This window comes from Brevibacillus sp. BC25, from assembly GCF_000282075.1.
Taxonomy (GTDB): Bacteria; Bacillota; Bacilli; order Brevibacillales; family Brevibacillaceae; genus Brevibacillus.
In genome coordinates this window covers 1-21,291 of record NZ_AKIX01000042.1, presented here as the reverse complement: position 1 = coordinate 21,291, position 21,291 = coordinate 1, and the positions used below count along the sequence as shown (strand labels likewise).

Below are 21,291 nucleotides of genomic sequence, written 5' to 3'. Positions count from 1 at the left end.
CCTTCTCCGCTCGGTAGGACTCCACAAGTCGCTACGTCTGGAAATATTCTTCTCTAGCGTAACAGATGAAATTCTTCAATTTTTTAAAGCATTTATAACCCGTCTAGCAGGCAAAGCTCGTAGAGGAAACAGGAGAAAAAAGCGAAGATCTTAGGGACGCCGACCGAGACGCAATGCAAAAAGCGAAACACGCCTTTAAGCGTCCACCTATGAAACACATCCTGAATGGACTACTTTGGACGCGGTTTCGCTTTTTGCATGGAGGCGGGCAGTCAATCCCACAGCGGGTGGCCCTAGAAGCTGGAGCGTTTTCTCTCCTGTTTCCTCCCCACCACTACAGCAACAACTTAAGGGTTCCTAATGTGAATAATTTACTGGGAAATGGAACAAAGATAGAAGAAGTCCGATGATGAAAATTGCTGCTGCTACCCAGCTATTCCAAAAGGAGTTCTCGCATGTCTCCGTACGTTTTTCCCATTCAGTATGCTTTTCTTGTTTTTATGTTAGGGTGCTATGTATTATTTGTTCCCTGGCTTATTTACACCTATAGAAAAGATGGGTATTTCAGTTGGTGGAGGCTGATTTTAAGCTCTTCCTTTCTGTTTTATTTGCTATGCGCTTTGTTTTTGGTGCTTCTTCCTTTGCCAGATACAAGGAACACTTGCGCCATGCAAGCGGAGAATACCGTTTATTATTCGTTGATTCCGTTTACCTTTGTCCGCGATATTCTCAAGGAAACTTCGATTGTTTGGTCACAGCCATCTAGCTATATTCAGCTCGTGAAAAAGAAAGCTTTCTTGCAAGCTGCTTTTAATTTTTTGCTATTATTCCCTTTTGGCGTCTACCTTCGCTACTTTTTCCAGAAGCGGGAATACTGGAAACGCGCTTTGGGGCTCGGCTTTGCGTTGTCACTGTTCTTTGAAGTCACACAATTAACAGGGATCTATGGAATTTATCTTTGTCCGTATCGACTGTTCGATGTTGATGATCTTATACTCAACAGCAGCGGTGCTTTATTTGGTTTTTTCGTGGCTCCGATCATACTGGCTTTGTTCCCATCTAATAAGAGCATAGAAGCGAAAAGAGCCAGTGTGATGGAGAGTGATATCGTCCTCCCGGTACCGCAGTTGCTGGCGTTGTTGATCGACTGTATCGTAGTCCAGTTTATATCCGGTCTATTTGACGTTTTTCTTCCGCTTGGCTGGCTGACAGAGCTGATCAGTACCTCACTCGGTATGGTGTTTGGCTTCTATTTCATTCCGCTATTATGGAACGGAAAGACGATTGGAACAGCAATTTTGCGGTTCAGACTGGTGAACGAAGATTCCGGAAAGCCCTCCGCAGCGTCTTTATTCAAGCGATTCCTTGCCCTGTATTTCACTTGGTTTATCATGTATACCTCGAATGCAATCAGTCAAATAGAGAGATGGATGGAGTCGGCTTTTTATCCATTTCTTATCCTTTTCACCTTTGGCGTCATCGTAGTAATTTCGCTTGTACTCCTTATTCATGGTCTGCTCTTCTTATTTTCCCGAGGCAGGCGCCGATTTTATTTTGACTATGCATCCGGTCTCAGACCCAGTCGAAAATAATGCTCGCAAGATTTTGGTAGCTACTCATTTATTTTCAATCGTTTTAAGCTATTGAAAAAACAACCAGCTCGTAGAGGAAACAGGAGAAATAAGCGAAGATCTTTGGGACTCCCGACCGAGGCGGAATGCAAAAAGCGAAACACGCTTTTAAGCGTCCACCTCTGAAACACATCCTGAATGGACTGCTTTGGACGCGGTTTCGCTTTTTGCATGGAGCCGGGCAGTCAATCCCACAGCGGGAGGCCCAAGAAGCTGGAGCGTTTTCTCCTGTTTCCGGCCACCACCTCAGCTGGAATAACGTGCTTTTTCAAATGCGCAAAAAAGGCTTCCCCGCAATGATAAGCGTCCAACAGTGCTGGCCAAGTTTTACATACGATGACCATGTAAAACAAACTACCTCCAGAAAGGAAGGGGTGCCATGGCAACCTTTCAGGAAGCGCTCCTTGCCAAAAAGCATTTGGTCAAAAGGTGGAAGCGAATGCCGGGCGTAATTGGCATCGGGATTGGCTACGCAAACGGAAAAAACAAAAAAGGTGGCGCCTGCATTGTGATGTATACCGTCAATGCGAGTGCCGCCGTGAAGAAGAGCTGCCCGAGTTGCGTCCTTGTCAAAAGACAGGTGGCGACAGCCCATGTATCTGTTCCTGTTCGAACGGTCACCTCTGGACGGTGCCATTGTCATCCTGCTGTACGTCCCTCTGCAACGAATTATCGCAGCAGAATCAGACCTGTGATCGCTGGATATAGTATCGGCTATCCTGGGGCTTCCGGAACGGCTGGGTTAATCGTTGCGCGAGGAGGCCAACGGTTCGTGTTGAGCAACAATCACGTCCTGAATCGTAACAATACGGGCGGCTATACCGAGACCATCCAGCCTGGAGGAGCAGACGGCGGCCGTTCAGGAAGAGACCGAATTGGACGCTTGTATCGCTATGTTCGGCTTCGAAAAAATGCAGGTAATCGAATGGATGCAGCGATCAGTATCCCTACTTCCAATCGACTCCTTGCCCCTCGTTATGCAACAGTGGGCAGAGTGCCAGGTGTGATTCGTTCGTATGGCATCGGGCGCAGATTGAAAAAAGTGGGCCGTTCATCAGGGCTGGCATGGGGAACGGTTGAATCAATCCACACCGATATTGATGTCAGTTACGGGAACTACGGAGGTCTGGGGACCGTCCGTTTTCAGAATCAGACGGTCATCAGAAGTACGGTTCCGATCTCCTTGCCTGGAGATTCTGGCTCTGTTTGGCTGACTGCGGGAAACTACGCTGCAGCTGTGAATTTCGCTGGTTCAGCCAATGGCAGGCTCTCGATTTCGTATCCGGTTGTCTGGGCATTGCAAGCGTTTGGAGTCGGGGTAGCAAGAGCAGCCGGGAGAACTGGCAGGTCAGTTGCCAAAGCCAAAGGAGTCAGGAGAAACAACGCTCGTACTAGACCGCTATCTGCCACTGAGTTAAGCCGTGTCCAAACAAAAAAAGCTGCCTCCAAAAGGCAGCCGGGCAAGAAAAAGACGAATAGATAATAGCGTTAGGAAACTTCTTCGGCTAACTGATCCAGTACGTGGAGAATGCGTTGTGAGATATCTTCTAGCGTATCAAACGTAGCTTCTGCTTCCTCTAGTTTTCCTTGCTTGACGAAGTGGTAAATCCGTCGAACAGTTTCGTGGAACTGTCGATGAGGCGCATCTAATTGCTTGAAAGAAGGCAAGGTGCTCAATGATGGATTGTTCAAGGCTTCGACATACCAAATCCCCAAGCGGCATTGATGATGGTCGACGAGTTCTTTTTCATCAATGTGGTGATACCCAAGCATGAAGTTGTACAGCCACCATCTCCATAAGAGATGGTCAGTTTTGACGATTCGCAAGTAATGCTTGGTCTTTAACTGGCTCGTTTGCGTGATGCTCAGCTTGTGCAGGCTGTTAATGCCGGCGCCAACATCATAGACGTTTTTACCTGCATTCGAGACGTGCGAAGAGACTTGCTCCATATTCGTCTGGACTTGCGATATGCGCATCGAAATATCATCTGTGGCAGCAGACTGCTCTTGTGCCAATGCTGCGATGTGTCCGGTCGAATGTCCGACAGTCTCAATATTTTGCACAATATCTCCTAATATCCCAATCGCATCACGTGTCTGAATCACTTTATCGCTAAAATGGTCGCTCATGAGAGTGGCCGTTTCTTTTACCTGGACAGCTTCATTCTGAACATTGTTGATTGTGGCTGTAATGCTTTGAACAGATTGCTTGGTCTGTTCAGCGAGCTTTCGTACTTCATCTGCCACGATAGCAAAGCCGCGCCCGTGTTCGTTTGCTCGCGCTGCCTCAATCGACGCATTCAATGCAAGAAGATTGGTTTGATCGGCAATATTGCGTATGACTTGGACGACCTGGGAAACTTCTGCAATGGATGTCACTAGCTGCGAAATTTTCGTTTGCATCTCTTGGAATTCATCTGCCATGGAAAGAAAGCTGGTCAATGACTCTTGGATAATATCTTTGCCCATCGTCGCTTGCTCGATTGTAGTGGAAGCACTCTCTGCGACAGAGACGGCTGATTGAGCCACTTTTTGCACAGATTCACTTAGTTGCTCGGCAGCAGATCCCACATTGCCAGCTTCCTCAGTCGTATCCTCAAGCGTGTCCAGCACATGCTTGAATTTATCGATTTGAATCACTAGCTCCAGAACTTCGCCCAGGCGATCAATGACTTTGTAATCATTATCCTCCTGATACGATTGGAGGACGATCTGCGAATCAAGCGTGATGATCTTCATGAGTGCCAATAGGACAGAAGATAGTTCTTGAGGACGTTTCGAATAGGTGTTAATGATTGCGGGAATCAAAAATTCATAGACCCGCAAGTAAGAGCCCGTATACCATTCTGGCGCAAGTCCAATTTTGCTGTGGACCTCTCCGATTTTCTTACGCCCGGCTACATAGGCGTCGTCTAGCTTGCCATGTGGAAGCGATTGCAAATAGTGACGAAAGGATACGGCCAATCGATCAACCGTCGTATGCGTTTCGATGATCTGCATAAGATGGGAGTATTGGCAAAGCATGTGGTAATGACGCTCTGTAATGGCCTCTAGGTGTTCTGTTAGGAGTGGTTCAATTTGTTTCAACCGATCAAGGTCTGTCTGACTCATTTGCAAAAAATGAACTTTCCCCTGTAGCTGATCGGGCATTTGGATATCGCTTTTTTGAATTGAGGCGGAAACGGTTTGAGCGCCACGCTTACCAAACATAAAATCCCTCCATATTTTTACGAAAAACGGGCCTATTCATAAAAGGAATAGGCCATAAGTGCTTTTTAGATTATAGCACTGACGTATGGAGCTGAATCTTTGGAACTATTGTGATTTTGTGAAAAGTATATGAAGAAATGGGCAAAGTCATCAATTATTCAAAAAAGGTCATGTGATGCTTTTCGTCCCGGTAATAAGCAAGACGGTCCTGGAGAGTGCCTGTATGTAATTCGAACTTATGCCCATCAGGGTCGGTGAAATAAATGGAGCGTTTATCCCGCTCCGAACGATCCCGTCCATGCAAAATGGTAACGCCATGCTTTTCTAAATGAGCATACCACTCATCAAATGACTCTTCTGTGATAGTGAAGGCCATGTGTGTATAAGATTCAGTAATTTCATTGCGTGGGATGCCTGGTTCCTCATTAAGCGCCAACCAGTAGCCATTTAGCTCAAAGTAAGCCAGCTTGCGACCTCGTACAAGTGGTTTAGCATGCAGTACATCCCGGTAAAAACAAAAAGATTTCTCCAGATCTGAGACAGAGAAAAGCAAATGATTCAATCCTTGGAGTTGCGGCAATACGTCCCCCACCTTTTTAGCAGTAATCTTGCAACTATTGCTATTGTATGGGGAAAACAGGCAAACCACCAGTCTATCTCGGGTCTGCCTGCAATTTGTTTAGGATTGACTTTGTTGAGCTTGCGCTTGAGTTTGCAGCGTGGATTGTACTTGGGATACCATCGTTTGCGCTTGGGCAATTTCCTGAGACGCTTGCTTCAAGGCTTCTTCGGCGAGCTGTGGATTGGCTGCAGATTGCTCGATGGCTTGCGTAATCATATTTTTTGCCAGCGTGGTGGCTACCTCTGCTTTTTTAAGCGAGTCGGTGTTAATTTGGCTAGGCATGATGTACCTCCTGCGGATTTCGATGATGGGAACACCGTATTAATTTGCCCCGCACGCAACGGTTTATGTATATGGATACGCGTCCAACCGTTTTCCTCCCGCGATGCATAGTCTGACAGGAGGAGGGACGTCAGATGAAAAAGCAATGGGTGCAAGTCATTCGATTGGCAGAGCAGGCTTTCTTTACGATTATCTTTTCCGCGCATAAACGGGTGGGGGATCGCGGAATCATTTTGCCAAAGCGGTTCAATTCCAAGTTGAAAATTCGCCGTTTCTTGCAAAAATTCATGACCCCTTGTCTGGCAAATCGAGTGATCGGCAATCTTGATTTGCGGCGAATAAATGGACGGCTCGCGATCCCTGTAGGGGATACGATAGGGGCGCCACCGATTGTAAAGTCAAAGGTCCTGTCTTCGGGTAGCAGATGTGCGACGCTTGTGGTATGGTTTGCCTTCGATCCAAGTGATCAATTTTTCCGTGTGTACCAGTTGAAAAAGCTTCCGAGTGGGCGGTGGATCGTTGTCGGGCGTCATCCGCTGGACTATCCGTTTAACCTTCCGCAGGATTTTCGAAAACGACAAATACCATGTGGGAAAATCTGTACACCATGGAGAGGGAAGTTAAAAACTAGGAAAAAATGACTATATTCCAAAAAAATCCGGTATTGCTATTGGTTCAATTTGCCTGTATAGTATGTAAGTGTTGCAATACTTATCGGAAATTGTCGAATGAGAGAAGGTCCGATATTGCTGGCAATCGGGAAGTAGCTCAGCTTGGTAGAGTACTTGGCTTGGGACCAAGGGGTCGCAGGTTCGAATCCTGTCTTCCCGACCATGTTTTATTTTGAATAGGCCGGTATGGCGGAATTGGCAGACGCGCGCGACTCAAAATCGTGAGGGAAACCGTGGGGGTTCAAGTCCCTCTACCGGCACCAGCAATCTATACATATGGTTTTCGTTATAAGGTGGGGAACAGTGAGTAGGCCTGTTTCTCACTTTTTTTTTTGTACTTAAAGTCATTGTCAATTATTCCGACAATAGATAGGGAAGAACACCTGAAAGCATCAGGACAGACAGAGTTGCCAAAGGGGAGACGACAGTGATTAAGGTAATGATAGTGGAAGATGAAAAGCCTATCCTCGATCTCATGAAGCATGTAATAGGGCAAAACGATCACTATACCATCGTCGGAGCTTTCACACATCCACTGGAGGCGTTAGCTAGTCTATCCGATCTGTGTCCTGATGTTGCATTTTTAGATGTCGAGATGCCGAAAATGAATGGACTTGAGCTTGGATCCAAAATAAATGAGTTGTCTGAGCACACAAAGATTATTTTTACGACTGCCTATAAGCAGTACGCTTTGGATGCGTTTAAGGTGTACGCGTTTGACTATATTTTAAAACCGGTTACGCCTGCGGCCATTGAACGAGTGACGAATCGGTTAGTGAAACAGCTGCAAATGACGGCACCGATGAAACAAGTTGAAAAGAACGTGTCCATCCAATGCTTCGGTGGTTTGGATGTTCGTAATGGAAGTGGTGAAGTGGTTCGTTGGCCGACGAAAAAGAGTGAGGAGTTGTTCGCCTACTTTCTCTGCCATCCCAAGCAGGATATCAGTAAGTGGCATCTGACTGATCTGTTATGGCCGGAGATGGACGAGAGCAGAGCCACGCATAACTTGCACAATACCATGTACCGACTGAAGAAAATCATGAAGGAGCAGGAACTCTGCATCGATATACAAAAAACGGGTGAAGGCTATCTATTTCACCCGATGGATCAGACGTACGATTTATTGTCATTCCAGCAATTCGATCTCTCTTCGTTAAAGGATAGGCAAAGCGCAGGGGGAGCCGAAAACTTGTGTGGAATGTACAAGGGGGCCCTTTTTGATCGCAAGGATTTCTTGTGGAAAGCCCCTCTGGAAGAACGGTACCGGAAAAAGTATACGGAGTTGGTGTGCAAACTGGTATCGCTCGACATGGCCTCAGAGGAGTTACCAAGGGCCGTGCGCAGGCTAGAAGAGTACTTGGCGGTGTACCCTTTGCACGAGGAAATGAATGTCGCTTTGATGGACATTTACGCAAGGGGCGAGCAAAAACAGAAAATCGTCCAGCACTATGCCAAATTCGCTGATGCCTATAGGCAAGAGTGGGACATGGAGCCGCCGCGGGAAATAAGCGAGTGGGTATCACGCGTGGCTGGACAGTGACGCAGGAAGATATCATGTGGACCACAGATTATGTGAGAAGTTTGGGAGAAGCTATTGCTATCATTCCTAGAAAAAGGAAGAAGGCGAGTTTCATGCAATTCACCATTATATCTGTGGGAAAAATCAAAAATGATATCTTGCCGCGAGTGGAAGCATACAGCAAACGCTTAGCCGTCTATTGCAGAATGAACATTGTTGAAATTCCAGAAGAAGCTCGAATGGAAACGATGAGCAGCGCTGAGATCGAACAAGTGAGGCAGTCGTTCTCTTTGTCATTGGCGGCTCACTTGGCTTATCAGAGGAAGTCTTAGTCAGGGCTAATGATCGGCTGGCACTTCCGAAAGCATATCCGCATCAGTTGACGCGTTTAGTCGTGTTGGAAGGTTTGTACAGAGCGCTGCGAATCAGCTTGGGAGAGCCACTGCGGTAGTCTAGTTCAACAAGAAGATGATCATTGGAAAAAGGAGTCTCGAAACTATGAGGCTCCTTTTTTTGTACGTAATAGCATTGTGAGATTTTTGTGAGGGGGAAATGGTACTCTTAGAACGAGAAGATCGTACATATTCGAGCTCAGTCGGGGAAGGGGATACATTTTTGGAGCGAAGGAATTTCCTGATGCCTGCCGGGATTGGATTGGTTTTTTTACTTTCCATAGCGGTATTTATCGGGATCTATATACAAACCTTTCCTAGTCGGGACATGCCCATGGCGAAGCGGGGAGTGCTCGATTTGTCGAGCTGGGATTTTCAAAGCCAAGGCTTGGTCAATTTAGATGGGGAATGGGAGATATATCCTGGTGAATTGCTTTCACCTGAAGATTTTCGACGAGGGCAACATGCAAATATCTCGTATCTGGTCGTGCCTGGAACGTGGAAGGGAGACAGTGTCATCGATAGTATCGACCGGAAAGGTGCTGCAACCTATCGATTACATGTAAAGCTCCCAGAAGACAGGCAAATCTACGGATTGAAAACAAAGAGCATTCGGATGTCCCACCGATTATTCCTAAACGGAAACGAAGAAGGTACGAGTGGACATCCTGCCGTAGTGAGTGAAGCTCATCAACCAGGGAATACGCCATATACCGTGTTTTTTTTCGCAGATGACAAGGATCTGGAGATTGTCATTCAAGTGGCGAATTTCATGTTTTTCACCGGGGGGATTGCGAGCTCGATCCAATTGGGCTTGGATGAGGATATTGCCATTCTAAACAGCACCCTGCTCGGCACGGATATTGCTTTTGTGGTAACACTGGGGATCATGGCTGCGTACCATCTTAGCTTTTATTTTCTCCGCATGAGGGAGAGAACTTATTTGTTCAGCGGCAGCTATATGATTGTTCTTGGTATTTATCACATGGTTTTTGGTGAGAAGATGCTGCTGCAGCTTTTTCCTTCGATTCCTTTCACAGTTGCGTACAAGGCACAAGATGCCTCCCTATTTGCGAGCACAATCTTGCTCGCCCTATTTTTCTGTTCCATCGATACGAGGGTTCTATCCCGCAACTGGCTAGTGAAGCTGACAGCGCCCATTTTTCTCTACATCCTTGTCATTCTCGTCTTGCCGTACTCCTTCTATACGAATCTGAAAGGGCCTCTCTTGATTTATGTGCAAATGATTCATTTCTTCATTATGGGTAGGCTGATTTATTTATCTGGCAAGAGTCAGAGGGACTCGTCCGACCGAAAAGAATTGCTGCTTTTCATTGGGGCGAGTATTTCCTTGTCGGTCAGTCTCATTGATGGTCTTTTATACGCAGAAAACATCGTACCCACTGATTTTGCGGGAAAAATCGGCATTCTCTATTTCATTACCTTCATCAACATTCTTTTGGCAGTTCGATTCACGAATGCGTATGAAAAGACAGAAATTCTCTCCCATCAATTGAAGATTTCCAATCAGATCAAAGATGAATTTTTGACGCACACTTCGCACGAGATGAAGACACCGCTGCACGGGATTATCAATATCACGTCCCATTTACTAGAAGATGAGAGTAATATGCTGTCTTCCAAACAAAGACAAAATCTGTGGCTCGTCAAGGATACATCGATTAAGCTGTCTATGCTGGTTGGTGATTTACTCGATGTTACTCGCCTGAAGCATGGGGAGCTGCGCCTTCATTTCTCGATTGTGGATATTAAGGTCATCACTCAAATTGTCTTTGACGTTCTACAGTTCGAACTGCTGGGGAAAGATGTCTGGCTGGAAAATCAGGTCCCTGCTAACATTTGGGTGTATGCAGATGAGAATCGGCTTCGTCAAATCATGTACAATCTCGTACACAATGCCATCAAGCATACGAATGTAGGCTCGATTAAGGTAATGGCGGGCGTGGTGGGGGGGCAGGTTCGTATTTCCGTTGAGGACACGGGGATAGGAATTGCACCGGATAAGCATGAAGCCATTTTTGATTACTTTGAGCAGGTGGATCAGCTATTGCCACAGGATGGGTATACAGGCATGGGTGTAGGCTTATACATCAATCGCAAGCTGGTTGAACTCATGGGAGGAGAAATTTGGGTAGAGAGCTCGGAGCTTGGCAAAGGCACCCGTATGACATTTACGCTGGCGACGGGGCATCAGCAGATGGTCACGCAGGAGCTTGCCGCAACGGCGCAAGAGAGGCAGCGGGAGGTCAGTGAACAGATTCCCCTCAACATTTTGGATGATCACCAATACACCATCATGATTGTCGATGACGAGGCATCCAACATTCACACCTTGCTAAACATCCTTTCTAAGCATCGCTATAATGTGATTTCGGCCTTTTCGGCAAAAGAAGCCATGAAGAAAATCAAGGAGCATCCACAACCTGATCTCGTCATTCTGGATGTGATGATGCCAGGAGTATCGGGGATTGAGTTGTGCCAGCTGTTGCGAACGCAGTATTCGATTCTAGACTTGCCGATCCTGTTTGCATCGGTCAGAGATACCCCTCAAGACCTTGCGCTCGGCTATAGAGCAGGGGCGAACGACTATGTGACCAAACCGTTTGATGCGGAGACACTCATTGCTCGCGTGCAGACACTGATCTCGATGAAAACCTCTATTCAGGAGGCCATTCGCAATGAACATGCGTTTCATCAGGCTCAAATCAAGCCGCATTTTCTCTATAACGCTTTAAGTAGTGTCATTTCTTTCTGTTATACCGACGGAGAAAAGGCAGCGTATCTCATCACTATGCTCAGCCAGTATTTGCGCTATATTTTGGATATGGATCGAACGACGCTGTTCGTTCCGTTATTTCGGGAAATGGAGCTCATCCATGCTTATGTAGAGATCGAAAAGGCTCGTTTTGGGGAAGGCTTCGACTTTGTGTGTCACGTAGATGAAGGGATTCTTGACAAAGAGATTCCTTCCTTGAGCATCCAACCGTTCGTAGAGAATGCGATCCGACATGGATTGTTCGAAAAGGACGAAAAAGGTCACGTGACGCTTACAATTGTGGACGGAGGTCATTACATCAAGGTCATGATTGAAGACGATGGGGTCGGTATTGCAGATGATCTCCTGTATCAAATGTCAAAAGGCGAGAATCAAAAAGGAAGCATCGGCATCCAAAACATCCGCAGACGATTGGATACCATTCCTGGTGCTACCTTGAGTATCACCTCTGAAATGGGAAAAGGGACCAAAGTTGTCATGTACATACCTACCCCTGAGGGGATGCATGTTACAATAGCGTAGTATAGAAGGAAAAGGAGGCGAGAACGTTGAGACTTGCAGGAAAACAAGTGGTTTGCTTCGTCGAAAGTGAATTTGAGGATCTCGAGCTCTGGTATCCGGTGATGAGACTGCGAGAGGAAGGCGCTACCGTCCATTTCGTGGGCCCGAAGGCGAATCACGTCTACATAGGGAAGTACGGTGTACCGTGTGAGGCTGACAAAGCGATGGCAGAGGTCAATCCTGCCGACTATGCAGGTGTACTCGTTCCAGGAGGGTGGGCACCTGACAAGCTGCGCCGCTATCCGGAAGTGCTGTCGTTTGTGGTTGCGATGCACGAGGCGAAAAAACCGATTGGACATATTTGCCATGCGGGGTGGGTGCTTTCTTCTGCAAAAATTTTACGTGGGGTAACCACGACATCGACGCCAGGCATTAAAGATGATATGGAGAATGCAGGAGCGATTTGGGTAGATGAAGAGGTTGTAGTAGACGGTCACATTGTTGGTTCACGTAGACCGCCTGATCTGCCTGCGTATGCCAAAGCGTTTGCTGATTTGCTGGCACAACAGTAAGAAATGATGAAAAGGGCTTGCTCGGGTAAACGGGTAAGTCCTTTCATAGAAGAAAGAATTTTCATTCTAGTAGGGGATGATAAGGTGTTCAAAAATCGGGATCAAGTCCCACCAGGAAATGAAATGGCTAGCAACGCACATCTACCTGAAAATAAGCCTTTCCCACCCAATTCCCACCGAAATATGCCACCCGTTTTACAACTCGCCAAAAAAGTAGGAAACAAGGCAATGACGAAGCTGCTGCAAAATCAAAAGCAATCTTCCATGCCAGCCATCCAAAGGAAACTCCATCCAGACAATCTCAATAAAATGAAAGCGGACAAGCCAGATACATACGGAAAAAAGGATTTCGAAAATGCCGTTGGAGACGACGGGAAATTTACGGATGTGAAAGCGGATAAAGGGCTCCCCACCTTTTGGGGTTTATTAAAAGAAGTGTACGGGGAAGAAAATTTGAATCCATCCGAATTCCATTTTACAAAAGTATTAGGAGATACATGCGATCGTCCCCATTCTGTTACCGCTGAAATCACGAAAAACGGCTGGGATTCTGAACGTGACGCGACAGCGCTAGTATCGGCTATCGGCAATCTTGGTTATGAAGAATCGCTCATACGAGATGGGAATGATAAGCACCGAGTGGCCAGTTACAATGGGGGCCATTTGGTAGGCTATCAGATTCTGCGGGGAGAAAAAGCAGACCAGCAATGGAATGTTGCTCCACAAGATGAGAAAAATAATCGGGAATCTTATAATAATACCATCGAGGTTATGCTGCGTGAGGCAAGCGTCGGAACAAAGTATGAGTACACCGTTGAATTGCAATACGATCAATATAACTTTTCCGTGGATCAGGAACAATTGAAGAAACGGGGCATGTTGAAAGAAATCGACTCGGATAAACCTTGGGAAATTCAGCTTCCTGTAAGAATTCCGTTTAAATGGGATGCGACTGCGATGATGATCAATGACGGGCAATTTGGTTCTCCGACAAAAGGGACAGCTTCTTATGAACAATATTCGCAAACCATGGACGAAACGAATTTAGATTCTACAAAAGCAGAGACCACTGCTAGATACAATCTATGGCTAGAAAATGAGAAAAACGACAAGTCCCTTTTTAAAAAGGATTCCAAAGAGTTTGATGATCTACACTGGGTGAAAAATATTCACTTTTCCATGCATCAAGCACTGCCGACTGATCGAAAGAAGAATAAGAAACCGATCCATTGGAAGGGAGAGGAAAGCAAGAAAACAGCCATCTATGGTGATGTTCAAAAAGGACGGGCTGCAAAGTCTGTGAACGGTTTAGAAAAGGCAGAAAAAATTCTGGAGCAAAACAAACACCTGATCCATGAGATTGAAGCCATTGAAGACGTAAAACAACCAGAAGAATTTGAGCTGTTTCCTAAAAGAGAAATCAATAGACAGATTGGGGATACAATAAAAGGATTCTTTATCACCACATTAGATAAATGTCAGATCAAAAACGAATATCAGCAGTTGCGTGATGCGAATGAAGATTGGTTAGAGTTGTTTTCCGTTCAACGTGAAGAATTGGAAATCTTTGAGTTGGGAAAGGAAACATGGAACGAACTAACCACGAAAATAAATAAAGAGGCGAGTCCGGTACAGATTGAAGAGCATATCCTATCGCTAATGGAACTGAAACGGACCCTCTTAAAATTAAAAGATCATCGAGAAAGTAGACGGTTATATAAGCAAGTCGTAGATACAAACTATCCTGTATATAAAGAGAAACTTGAAGATTGCATGAGTAAATCGAGAGCAGAATATCGGAGATTGGTAGGTCTGAAAGCGAGGGTTGACGAGCTTAGAGATGAAGAGGAGAGTTTGGATAAACAAATAAACGGCCCCAAAAAGAAAGTGAAAAGAGATGATCAAGAAAATAAAAAGATACAAGCAAAAAACCGCATGCAAGTACTCTTGCAAGAATTAGCTGATCTCGAAGAAGAAATTCAAGGACTCGAAACTCTGCAAAATAGTTATAATCGTGTAACGTATGAAGTTTTTTTAAATGGCAGGTGAAATAAGCAAGGGCTGCCTCATAATGCTGAGTAGACCCTTGCTTTTTATGTTGAGAAAGCTTTTGCTACGAACCGGAGTTATTCCGTTTCTTCCACGGCGGATCGCCTAACTCATGAATTTTGTTATTGATTTTAAAAAAAAGATAGGGAATTAAAAACGCCAAGACCGTCCCTGCGAAGGTCAAATAAGGAGGGACGACGCCTAAAAATTTCAACATGGGATCACCTGGTGTTTTGGCGTTCGGTACGGTTGATCGCACCGATATTGCGTAGATAGACCTTTGCTTGAACTGTTATCTCACTTTTTTCATACAGACGTTGCCCTGTTTCCCAATCCTGCCGAATCTTTTTCCATAGCGAAAAATGATGCTGCTTCAGATAGCTGCCAAGTTTGATGACATCCACCTTCATCTGTTTATGGACCTTCTTGATGGTGTCATTACTCATTCGCTCAATTTCTTCGGCAAACACTTGTTCAAGCTTCTCCATCGCAGTGTTATTCAGAGAATCCATTGTGGCGTAAGACTCGGCCAATGTGCCTTCACATTCGATAGTTATCGTGAATTTCATATGCTGCCGATCGCGTAAATCTGCTTCAACGCCATGTTTGATCCCTTGGATGTTCATCGAGACAAGATTGTTTTTTAACTTGCCTTTTACCATACCTCCTTTAACTTTTCCCGTGAGAAAGTTCAGTCCCTCCGTCTCTTCTTCCCCGAGAAAACCTATCAACTGATTGTCTTGGGTAAAAACAGCGGCGCCTGCTAATTTTACCTCTTGCTCATCGGGTCTGATGCGCGGAACCACAAAACTGTGCGGACTGAGAAGCTCCTCATGGACATCGCCCAATCGGACCTCTGGAAGCATGCGGGAATTTTTATTGACGTTTTCTCCAATCGAGTTGACGTAAATAGCGGGCAGCTTCTCTGTTTTTGGTTTGACTTCCAATACTTCTTTGGCGGGACCATTTGAGATAAATACCTTGCTGCTTCGTCTGGAATCTGGATCACGCAGATAGAAATCGAGTGCTCTGGCAAAACCGTTTTTCGTACGGGCAACGTCTTCGGAGACGATCAGGATCTTCATATGCTGATAAAACGGAGTTCTGCTGGTCCGGGTAGCCAATTCGCGGGAAATCTCGAAAAGAGAATCCCCCTCGGATATAAGGTTGTGGTAAGCCTCATTGGCTGTGTTTTGAGCACCGCCGCTTCCTTGGCCGCCGGAGACCAATCCACCGGGGACGACGAATTGATGTGTGACGAGAAAGCGCTCTTTTACTTGAGGTTTGTCTGGAGCCTCTTGTTTGGCTTGCTGCTCGGCTTCTTTCGTACGAGGTTTATCAATTGCTACGCCTACCACAAATCCTCGTTCCTCAATTTGAACCTGATCCCAGCATCCAGCCAGCAAAGTCGATAGAAGCAGGAAGATGCAGAAAGCAGTGAGCTGTCTATTCATGACCCTTTACACCTCGTATGACAGCGATGAGGAGCAGCAAAATCGGACATAAATAGACGACGATCATTCCGAAATAAGTGATGCTGTCTGCAAACGTAAAGAAATCAACCAGGTTTTGCGGGAGCATCGCGACAAAATAAATCATGGGAGAAAGAATGAGCACCCAAATCGTTTTGTGTACCTTGTGGAACATGGATGACAAGTTGAGCACGGTAATATCGAGCCACATCGCACATGTGTTGAAGATCGTCATGATCCAGATAGTAAAGAAAATGGACTCCACCCGTTCAAAAAAGCCGCCGGGGATTTCGACCTCTTTTGCAAGCTCGATGGTTGGATAGGTCAAGTTCGTCGCAACCTCCGCAGAGAATACTCCGATGGCGAACATGTAGATGGTCATGTAGAGCAGAATGGGGATCGAGAGACCTAACGTCACGGCCTTTGCCCCTTCCTGAGGCTTTTTCATCAGCATGGTGTAAAAAAGGATAATCTCAAAGCCAGAATAAGAGAGTCCGACTACTCTGGAGCCTTCCAAGAGAGAGCGCCAGTCTGATGAAAAGAAGGGGCGAATATTTTCGATCTCAAACAACTGGGTAGTAAACAGCAGGACGACGATCATGACGACAAGAACCACAGGCAAAAACAGCAAGTTGAGCCGCAGCATGGCAATACGAGATCCAATCACGGAATATTGAACGATCAAGAGAAAAGAGAGCGTAATTATTTCCACCGGGGTATTGTAGAACAAGTACTGCTTGGCGATGTTTCCGATTGCCCTGATTTCAAACGAGACAAATAGCATCGTGTAAATACAGACGAGAAAGGTCAAGATGTAGGCGATCGGTTTGCTCGCGATGATCGAGCTGTATTCAAAGAAGGTTTGTCTCGGAAACCGAGCAGCCAGCTTGGCAAGCAGCCAGCCAACCAGGCATGCACAAAGACCGCTAATCACGACGGAAATCCATCCATCGAATGCTCCGGTTGCCTTGGCTAAGGAGCGGGGAAAGGTCAGGATGCCGACGCCGATTGTGACTGAGGCAATGTTAATCCCCATATGATTTTTGCTGATCATTTTCTCCGCCAAGGTTTGTGCACTCACTTACGACCCTCCTGTACTCATTCTGTTTTCATCTTTCGTGTGAAGGGCATCTGGTCGGTTTTTCAAAAAGGTAACAGGTGCGCGTAAAATCATATCCTTCCAATCCCTTGGCATCTGTGGAGCAAGAGGCGCCAAATATGGATACCCGATGCTGGTGAGATTGGATAAATGAATCATGATGGCAATAAAGCTTAGCACCACGCCATAAATACCAAAAATAGCTGCCATAAACATGGCGAAAAAACGAATCATCCGAAAGGCGATGGCAAGGTGATAAGCAGGGATGGCAAAAGAAGCGATGGCAGTGAGGGCGACGACGATGACCATGACAGGACTTACGATACCCGCAGAAACCGCTGCGTCACCAATGACGAGACCTCCGACGATCCCGACGGTCTGGCCGATCGGTTTCGGTAAGCGTATTCCGGCTTCCTGTAACAGCTCCATCGTCGTCACCATCATGATCGCTTCTACGAAGGCCGGAAACGGGACCCCATCACGTGTGGCTGCAATCGAGAAGGCGAGATCAGACGGGATCAAGCCAGGGTGAAAGGTGACGAGAGCGACATAGAAAGCGGGCGAATAGACCGCCAGAAAGGCTGCCAAATACCGCAACAGCCTAGCTAATGAACCGACAATCCAACGCTCGTAGTAATCCTCTGGTGAATGCAGGAGCAAACCAATCGTCACAGGCAAAATGAGCACCATGGGAGTGCTGTCCACCAATATCGCAATGCGGCCTTGAAACAATGCTCCACTGACTTTGTCGGGACGCTCCGTGTTATGAATCTGCGGAAAAGGCGACAGAAAATCATCTTCAATCCATTGCTCGATAAAACCGGACTCTTCTACCTCGTCCACATCGATCGTAGAGATTCGCCGCCTCACTTCATTTAGTAATTCTGGATCAGCGATGTTTTCAATGTAGGCGATGATCACATCTGTTCGGCTGCGTCTGCCTATGATGGACCCTTCAAAGCGCAGGTTTGGGTCTTTGATACGTCTGCGTATATGAACGGTGTTGTCCCGGATACTCTCCGTAAAGCCGTCCCGCGGACCTCGCACCAAGCCTTCGGAGACCGGCTCTTCAATGGAGCGAGTTTTCCATCCCTTGCTGTCGACAATAATGACTTCGGTTGATCCATCTACAAAAATGGCTGTATCTCCGGAAAGAATGCCTTCGAGTATTTTTGTCAAATCCGTTGCTCTCGATATTTCAACGACAGAAAGGACTTCCTCATAGAGCATCCGGACAATCTCATCTGGTTCAGTCGGCACCACTTTGGAAGCAGTCGAGATCATCAACTGGATTTGTCCGAGGACTTGCGTATCCAGCATATCGCAGTTCGCCAATCCATCAATCGCAATAACGGCACAGGAATGATTGGTGTTGCCGATCGTAAAGGAACGAATTAATAAATCGTGTGGACTGCCCAGCACGGCCTTAAACGTCTCCGTGTTTTGCTGCAAACTAGTCGATAGCGTAAGCGCAGGATCATTTCGCTGTTGTAAACGTTGCGCGATAAGAGAGGGAGTTTTCTTTTGGCGGCGCTGGGACAAAAATCTGCGCATCATTTGAAGTTCCTCCCGTTCAGAATGCGAATATCATGTTAGTGCGATTTTTTCCAGATGAGAGGAAAATTATGCGGAAGAATAGGCGAATGCTAAATCTTTCATAGTTTTGAATTGAACTCATCTGTGACCTATGTTACATTCGGCATGGTAGAATAGAGAGTAGTAAAAGGAAGTTCAACAGGTATTAGTAGAGAGAGTAGGAATGATGGAGAAGGGTGGAATAGAAGTGCTTGACAGTCAAGTATTGATCCGGGAAACGGACTTTTCCCGACTGGCACATACATGGGAAGAACTCGCGGATGAAATGAAATCGCAGGGAGACGAAACCACGCCACACAAGCTCATTCAACTGGCCGCGAAAACAAAGCGCGCTGAGTTGAATATTGCGTTTTGCGGACATTTTTCTGCTGGAAAATCAACGATGATTAACACGCTTCTGGGTGTCAATTTGCTGCCGTCCAATCCGATTCCGACTAGTGCGAATGTCGTCAAGATTCGCGGCGGAGAAAAAGCGGCTCGCGTCTTCACCATGAACAGCGGAGTCCTTACATTTGATCCAGATACGGAGATGGAGAAGCTCAAGCAGTTTGCTGTTGACGGAGATACGGTAGAATCTGTAGAGGTTTCCTATCCGGGAACATTCCTTGACGAATACGCCAGCTTGCTCGATACCCCGGGCATTGACTCCACGGATGCGGCACACAAAATCGCTACAGAATCTGCGCTGCATTTGGCTGACGTCGTCATTTACATGATGGATTATAACCATGTTCAAGCCGAAGAGAACTTCAACTTTACGAAGACGTTGAAGGACCGTGACAAGCCAGTCTATCTGGTTGTGAACATGATCGATAAACATATTGATTTCGAATTGGATTTCGATAGCTATAAGGAAAGTGTCGAGGAAGCATTTGCGACCTGGAACATTCATCCGGATGGTATTTTTTACACGTCGCTTGCAGAACCAGATCATCCTGAGAACATGTATGCGGAATTTAAGGGCATGCTTGCACAGTTGATCGCTGATCGTGAAAAGCTGGTTGGCACGAGCGTCCGCAGTGCTGCCGAGCATTTGATCGACGAACACATCCAAGTAGTAAGAACAAGCCAGGCAGATCAACGCCAGCAGTGGGAAGCCCAGCTGGATGGTCTGGAAGTAGACGGCATTGACAGTCGTAATGTAGCGGCTGTACAGGAAGCGCTTGAGCAGGAGGAAGCGACAGCAGCGGCTCTAGAGCAGCGTGCTGAGGATGCCCGAATGCAGATGGAAAAAGAGCTGAGTGTACTTTTGGACAATGCTCGTTTGACTTATTTCAGCACGAACGAAGCAGCACGAAGCTACCTGGAGAGCCGCAAGCCGGGCTTCAAGGTGGGGTTGTTGTTTGCAGGCAAGAAGACAGAGGAAGAACGCGCACGTCGCGAAGAAGCCCTTCTCGTCGAGTTCCGCGAAAAAGTGGCGGGAAATCTCGACTTCCATTTCAAAGAATGGCTCGGCAAGCAGCCGCAAGTGTTTGATTTGCGGAGCGAAGAATATCACGCTAGCGTTCACGCGACCAAGATCGAGATTACGGGCGAGTTCCTGAGCAAGCACATCAAAGAGGGTGCGGCTTCGAGTGAGTACGTCCTGAACTACTGTGCGGATATTTCCAGCGGGATGAAGCTGGAGTACAGACGCGTGGGCCTGTCCTTCATTGCACAAGTGGTTGAGATGATCAAAGAGCAGGTGCGTGTAGAAAGTGCGGCTCAAGGTGAGCGCCTTGGCGTATTGCGTGAAATGGCAGCGCTGCATCAAAAGCTGACAGGACTGGCAGCGAGAGAAGAAGAAACCAAGGGTCGTCTGTTGGCGATTATGCGTGGAGGAGAACAAGTAGCATGAATCAACTACGAGACAAACTAATTGCGGCAGCAGAGCGTCTGCGACGCGCAAGTGAAGAAGTCGTTTCCGTACCAGGAATGCAAGCACAGGCACAGGCGATGCTGGATCGAGCAGATCGTCTGACTGCCAATCGTTTTACCGTTGCACTGTTTGGCGCTTTTAGCGCGGGAAAATCCTCGTTTGCCAACGCCTTGATGGGCGATCTCGTGCTGCCTGTATCGCCGAATCCGACGACAGCAGCGATCAACAAAATTATGCCGCCTACGGATGAACGCCCGCATGGAACTGTGCGTGTCGTTTTAAAGGAGCGCGAAGCAATCGAGCAGGATGTTATCCGTTCACTCGCTGTGTTTGGACTGATTGCATCTGATCTGGATGGGGCATTGGCTGAGCTGGGCAAGATCGACGTCGCCCAAATCCCGCCTACAGCAAAGCCTCACTACACCTTTTTGAAAGCTGTTACAAAAGGATTGCCAGAAATGGCTGCTCATTTGGGTGGAGAACTGCTGGTGGATATGCAGGCGTTCAAAGGCTTTGTAGCCAAGGAAGAAAAAGCTTGTTTTGCGGAATACATCGAGCTGTTCTATTCCTGCCCGCTGACAGACCAGGGCATCGTACTCGTCGATACGCCTGGTGCGGATTCCATCAATGCGCGTCACACAGGTGTGGCGTTTGAATACATGAAAAACGCGGATGCCGTGCTATTTGTGACGTATTACAACCACGCCTTTGCACAGGCTGACCGTGAATTTTTGCTGCAAATGGGGCGCGTCAAGGATACATTTGAAATGGACAAAATGTTCTTTATCGTCAATGCTTGTGACCTCGCAGCAAACGATGAGGAATTGCAGGGCGTGATTACCCACGTAGAGAAAAACCTTCTCTCGTGCGGAATTCGCCTCCCACGTATTTATCCGGTGTCCAGCCAGACTGCTCTGTTGGCACGGATGCACGAAAAAGGCAAGCTGGCAGCTTCTGCGGAGAAAGTATACCGCCAGCGCACGAATACGGCTGAAGGCGAGCCGCTGATGCCGGCAG

General features: G+C 46.8%; 15 protein-coding genes, 2 tRNA genes and 1 pseudogene. 12 read left to right on the top strand and 6 right to left on the bottom strand.

Translation table 11 applies throughout. The features are described from left to right. Positions 1–455 precede the first annotated feature (455 nt). Positions 456–1,592, top strand: a complete 1,137-nt coding sequence (locus tag PMI05_RS13005; RefSeq protein ID WP_007722033.1) for a VanZ family protein — start codon at positions 456–458, stop codon at positions 1,590–1,592. Between the two features lie 418 nt (positions 1,593–2,010). Next, entirely contained in the window at positions 2,011–3,114 is a 1,104-nt protein-coding gene (locus tag PMI05_RS13000; protein ID WP_007722031.1) for a hypothetical protein, read from the top strand. Between the two features lie 5 nt (positions 3,115–3,119). On the opposite strand, the gene PMI05_RS12995 is transcribed toward PMI05_RS13000, so the two are convergent. The 3 genes from PMI05_RS12995 to PMI05_RS12985 all read right to left on the bottom strand — a co-directional run bounded on the left by PMI05_RS12995 (position 3,120) and on the right by PMI05_RS12985 (position 5,745). Continuing rightward, positions 3,120–4,841 carry a protoglobin domain-containing protein gene (locus PMI05_RS12995; protein ID WP_007722029.1) on the bottom strand — a complete coding sequence of 574 codons (1,722 nt, stop codon included), beginning with the start codon at positions 4,839–4,841 and terminating at the stop codon, positions 3,120–3,122. A gap of 154 nt (positions 4,842–4,995) precedes the next feature. After that, the gene (fosB, locus tag PMI05_RS12990; protein ID WP_007722027.1) at positions 4,996–5,421 is read right to left on the bottom strand and encodes a metallothiol transferase FosB; all 426 of its coding nucleotides are present in this window, start codon (positions 5,419–5,421) and stop codon (positions 4,996–4,998) included. Between the two features lie 99 nt (positions 5,422–5,520). Continuing rightward, a complete protein-coding gene (locus tag PMI05_RS12985; protein ID WP_007722024.1) occupies positions 5,521–5,745 on the bottom strand; it encodes a hypothetical protein in 225 nt (74 codons plus the stop codon). Positions 5,746–5,879: 134 nt separating this feature from the next. Between PMI05_RS12985 and PMI05_RS12980 the strand changes: the two genes are divergently transcribed. The 8 genes and pseudogenes from PMI05_RS12980 (at position 5,880) to PMI05_RS12945 (ending at position 14,249) form a co-directional block, all read left to right on the top strand. Then, positions 5,880–6,386, top strand: a complete 507-nt coding sequence (locus tag PMI05_RS12980; RefSeq protein ID WP_007722023.1) for a hypothetical protein — start codon at positions 5,880–5,882, stop codon at positions 6,384–6,386. Positions 6,387–6,502: 116 nt separating this feature from the next. After that, positions 6,503–6,579, top strand: a tRNA-Pro gene (locus tag PMI05_RS12975). Positions 6,580–6,596: 17 nt separating this feature from the next. Continuing rightward, positions 6,597–6,679: transfer RNA gene (locus PMI05_RS12970), tRNA-Leu, on the top strand. Positions 6,680–6,843: 164 nt separating this feature from the next. Beyond that, positions 6,844–7,959, top strand: coding sequence for a response regulator (locus PMI05_RS12965; protein WP_007722022.1), 1,116 nt, complete (start codon positions 6,844–6,846; stop codon positions 7,957–7,959). Between the two features lie 14 nt (positions 7,960–7,973). Continuing rightward, a pseudogene (locus PMI05_RS30705) lies at positions 7,974–8,389 on the top strand (23S rRNA (pseudouridine(1915)-N(3))-methyltransferase RlmH). 101 nt (positions 8,390–8,490) lie between these two features. Beyond that, positions 8,491–11,649, top strand: a complete 3,159-nt coding sequence (locus tag PMI05_RS12955; RefSeq protein ID WP_007722020.1) for an ATP-binding protein — start codon at positions 8,491–8,493, stop codon at positions 11,647–11,649. A 26-nt stretch (positions 11,650–11,675) separates the two neighbouring features. Beyond that, a complete protein-coding gene (locus PMI05_RS12950) occupies positions 11,676–12,200 on the top strand; it encodes a type 1 glutamine amidotransferase domain-containing protein (RefSeq protein WP_007722019.1) in 525 nt (174 codons plus the stop codon). Positions 12,201–12,464: 264 nt separating this feature from the next. Further along, a complete protein-coding gene (locus tag PMI05_RS12945) occupies positions 12,465–14,249 on the top strand; it encodes a hypothetical protein (protein WP_157230890.1) in 1,785 nt (594 codons plus the stop codon). Positions 14,250–14,470: 221 nt separating this feature from the next. Here PMI05_RS12945 and PMI05_RS12940 read toward each other — a convergent pair whose 3' ends face one another. From PMI05_RS12940 to PMI05_RS12930, 3 genes are read right to left on the bottom strand one after another with little or no spacing between them, the layout of a single operon-like run. Beyond that, entirely contained in the window at positions 14,471–15,703 is a 1,233-nt protein-coding gene (locus PMI05_RS12940; RefSeq protein ID WP_007722016.1) for a Ger(x)C family spore germination protein, read from the bottom strand. After that, positions 15,696–16,802 (bottom strand): endospore germination permease, encoded by a 1,107-nt coding sequence (locus tag PMI05_RS12935; protein ID WP_007722015.1) that lies wholly within the window; start codon positions 16,800–16,802, stop codon positions 15,696–15,698. Before PMI05_RS12935 ends, PMI05_RS12940 begins: the two co-directional genes overlap by 8 nt. Next, the gene (locus PMI05_RS12930; protein WP_007722014.1) at positions 16,803–18,377 is read right to left on the bottom strand and encodes a spore germination protein; all 1,575 of its coding nucleotides are present in this window, start codon (positions 18,375–18,377) and stop codon (positions 16,803–16,805) included. A 202-nt stretch (positions 18,378–18,579) separates the two neighbouring features. Between PMI05_RS12930 and PMI05_RS12925 the strand changes: the two genes are divergently transcribed. Both PMI05_RS12925 and PMI05_RS12920 read left to right on the top strand, forming a co-directional pair. Continuing rightward, positions 18,580–20,253, top strand: coding sequence for a dynamin family protein (locus tag PMI05_RS12925; RefSeq protein WP_007722013.1), 1,674 nt, complete (start codon positions 18,580–18,582; stop codon positions 20,251–20,253). Next, on the top strand, positions 20,250–21,291 hold a 1,042-nt coding region (locus PMI05_RS12920; protein WP_007722011.1), incomplete at its 3' end, for a dynamin family protein. The genes PMI05_RS12925 and PMI05_RS12920, both read left to right, overlap by 4 nt.

Excerpts from the sequence above, each read along its gene's own strand:
- PMI05_RS13005 (WP_007722033.1), top strand. The coding sequence starts at position 456 with ATGTCTCCGTACGTTTTTCCCATTCAGTATGCTTTTCTTGTTTTTATG.
- PMI05_RS13000 (WP_007722031.1), top strand. The coding sequence starts at position 2,011 with ATGGCAACCTTTCAGGAAGCGCTCCTTGCCAAAAAGCATTTGGTCAAA.
- PMI05_RS12995 (WP_007722029.1), bottom strand. The coding sequence starts at position 4,841 with ATGTTTGGTAAGCGTGGCGCTCAAACCGTTTCCGCCTCAATTCAAAAA.
- PMI05_RS12985 (WP_007722024.1), bottom strand. The coding sequence starts at position 5,745 with ATGCCTAGCCAAATTAACACCGACTCGCTTAAAAAAGCAGAGGTAGCC.
- PMI05_RS12980 (WP_007722023.1), top strand. The coding sequence starts at position 5,880 with ATGAAAAAGCAATGGGTGCAAGTCATTCGATTGGCAGAGCAGGCTTTC.
- PMI05_RS12955 (WP_007722020.1), top strand. The coding sequence starts at position 8,491 with ATGGTACTCTTAGAACGAGAAGATCGTACATATTCGAGCTCAGTCGGG.
- PMI05_RS12945 (WP_157230890.1), top strand. The coding sequence starts at position 12,465 with ATGCCAGCCATCCAAAGGAAACTCCATCCAGACAATCTCAATAAAATG.
- PMI05_RS12940 (WP_007722016.1), bottom strand. The coding sequence starts at position 15,703 with ATGAATAGACAGCTCACTGCTTTCTGCATCTTCCTGCTTCTATCGACT.
- PMI05_RS12930 (WP_007722014.1), bottom strand. The coding sequence starts at position 18,377 with ATGATGCGCAGATTTTTGTCCCAGCGCCGCCAAAAGAAAACTCCCTCT.
- PMI05_RS12925 (WP_007722013.1), top strand. The coding sequence starts at position 18,580 with ATGATGGAGAAGGGTGGAATAGAAGTGCTTGACAGTCAAGTATTGATC.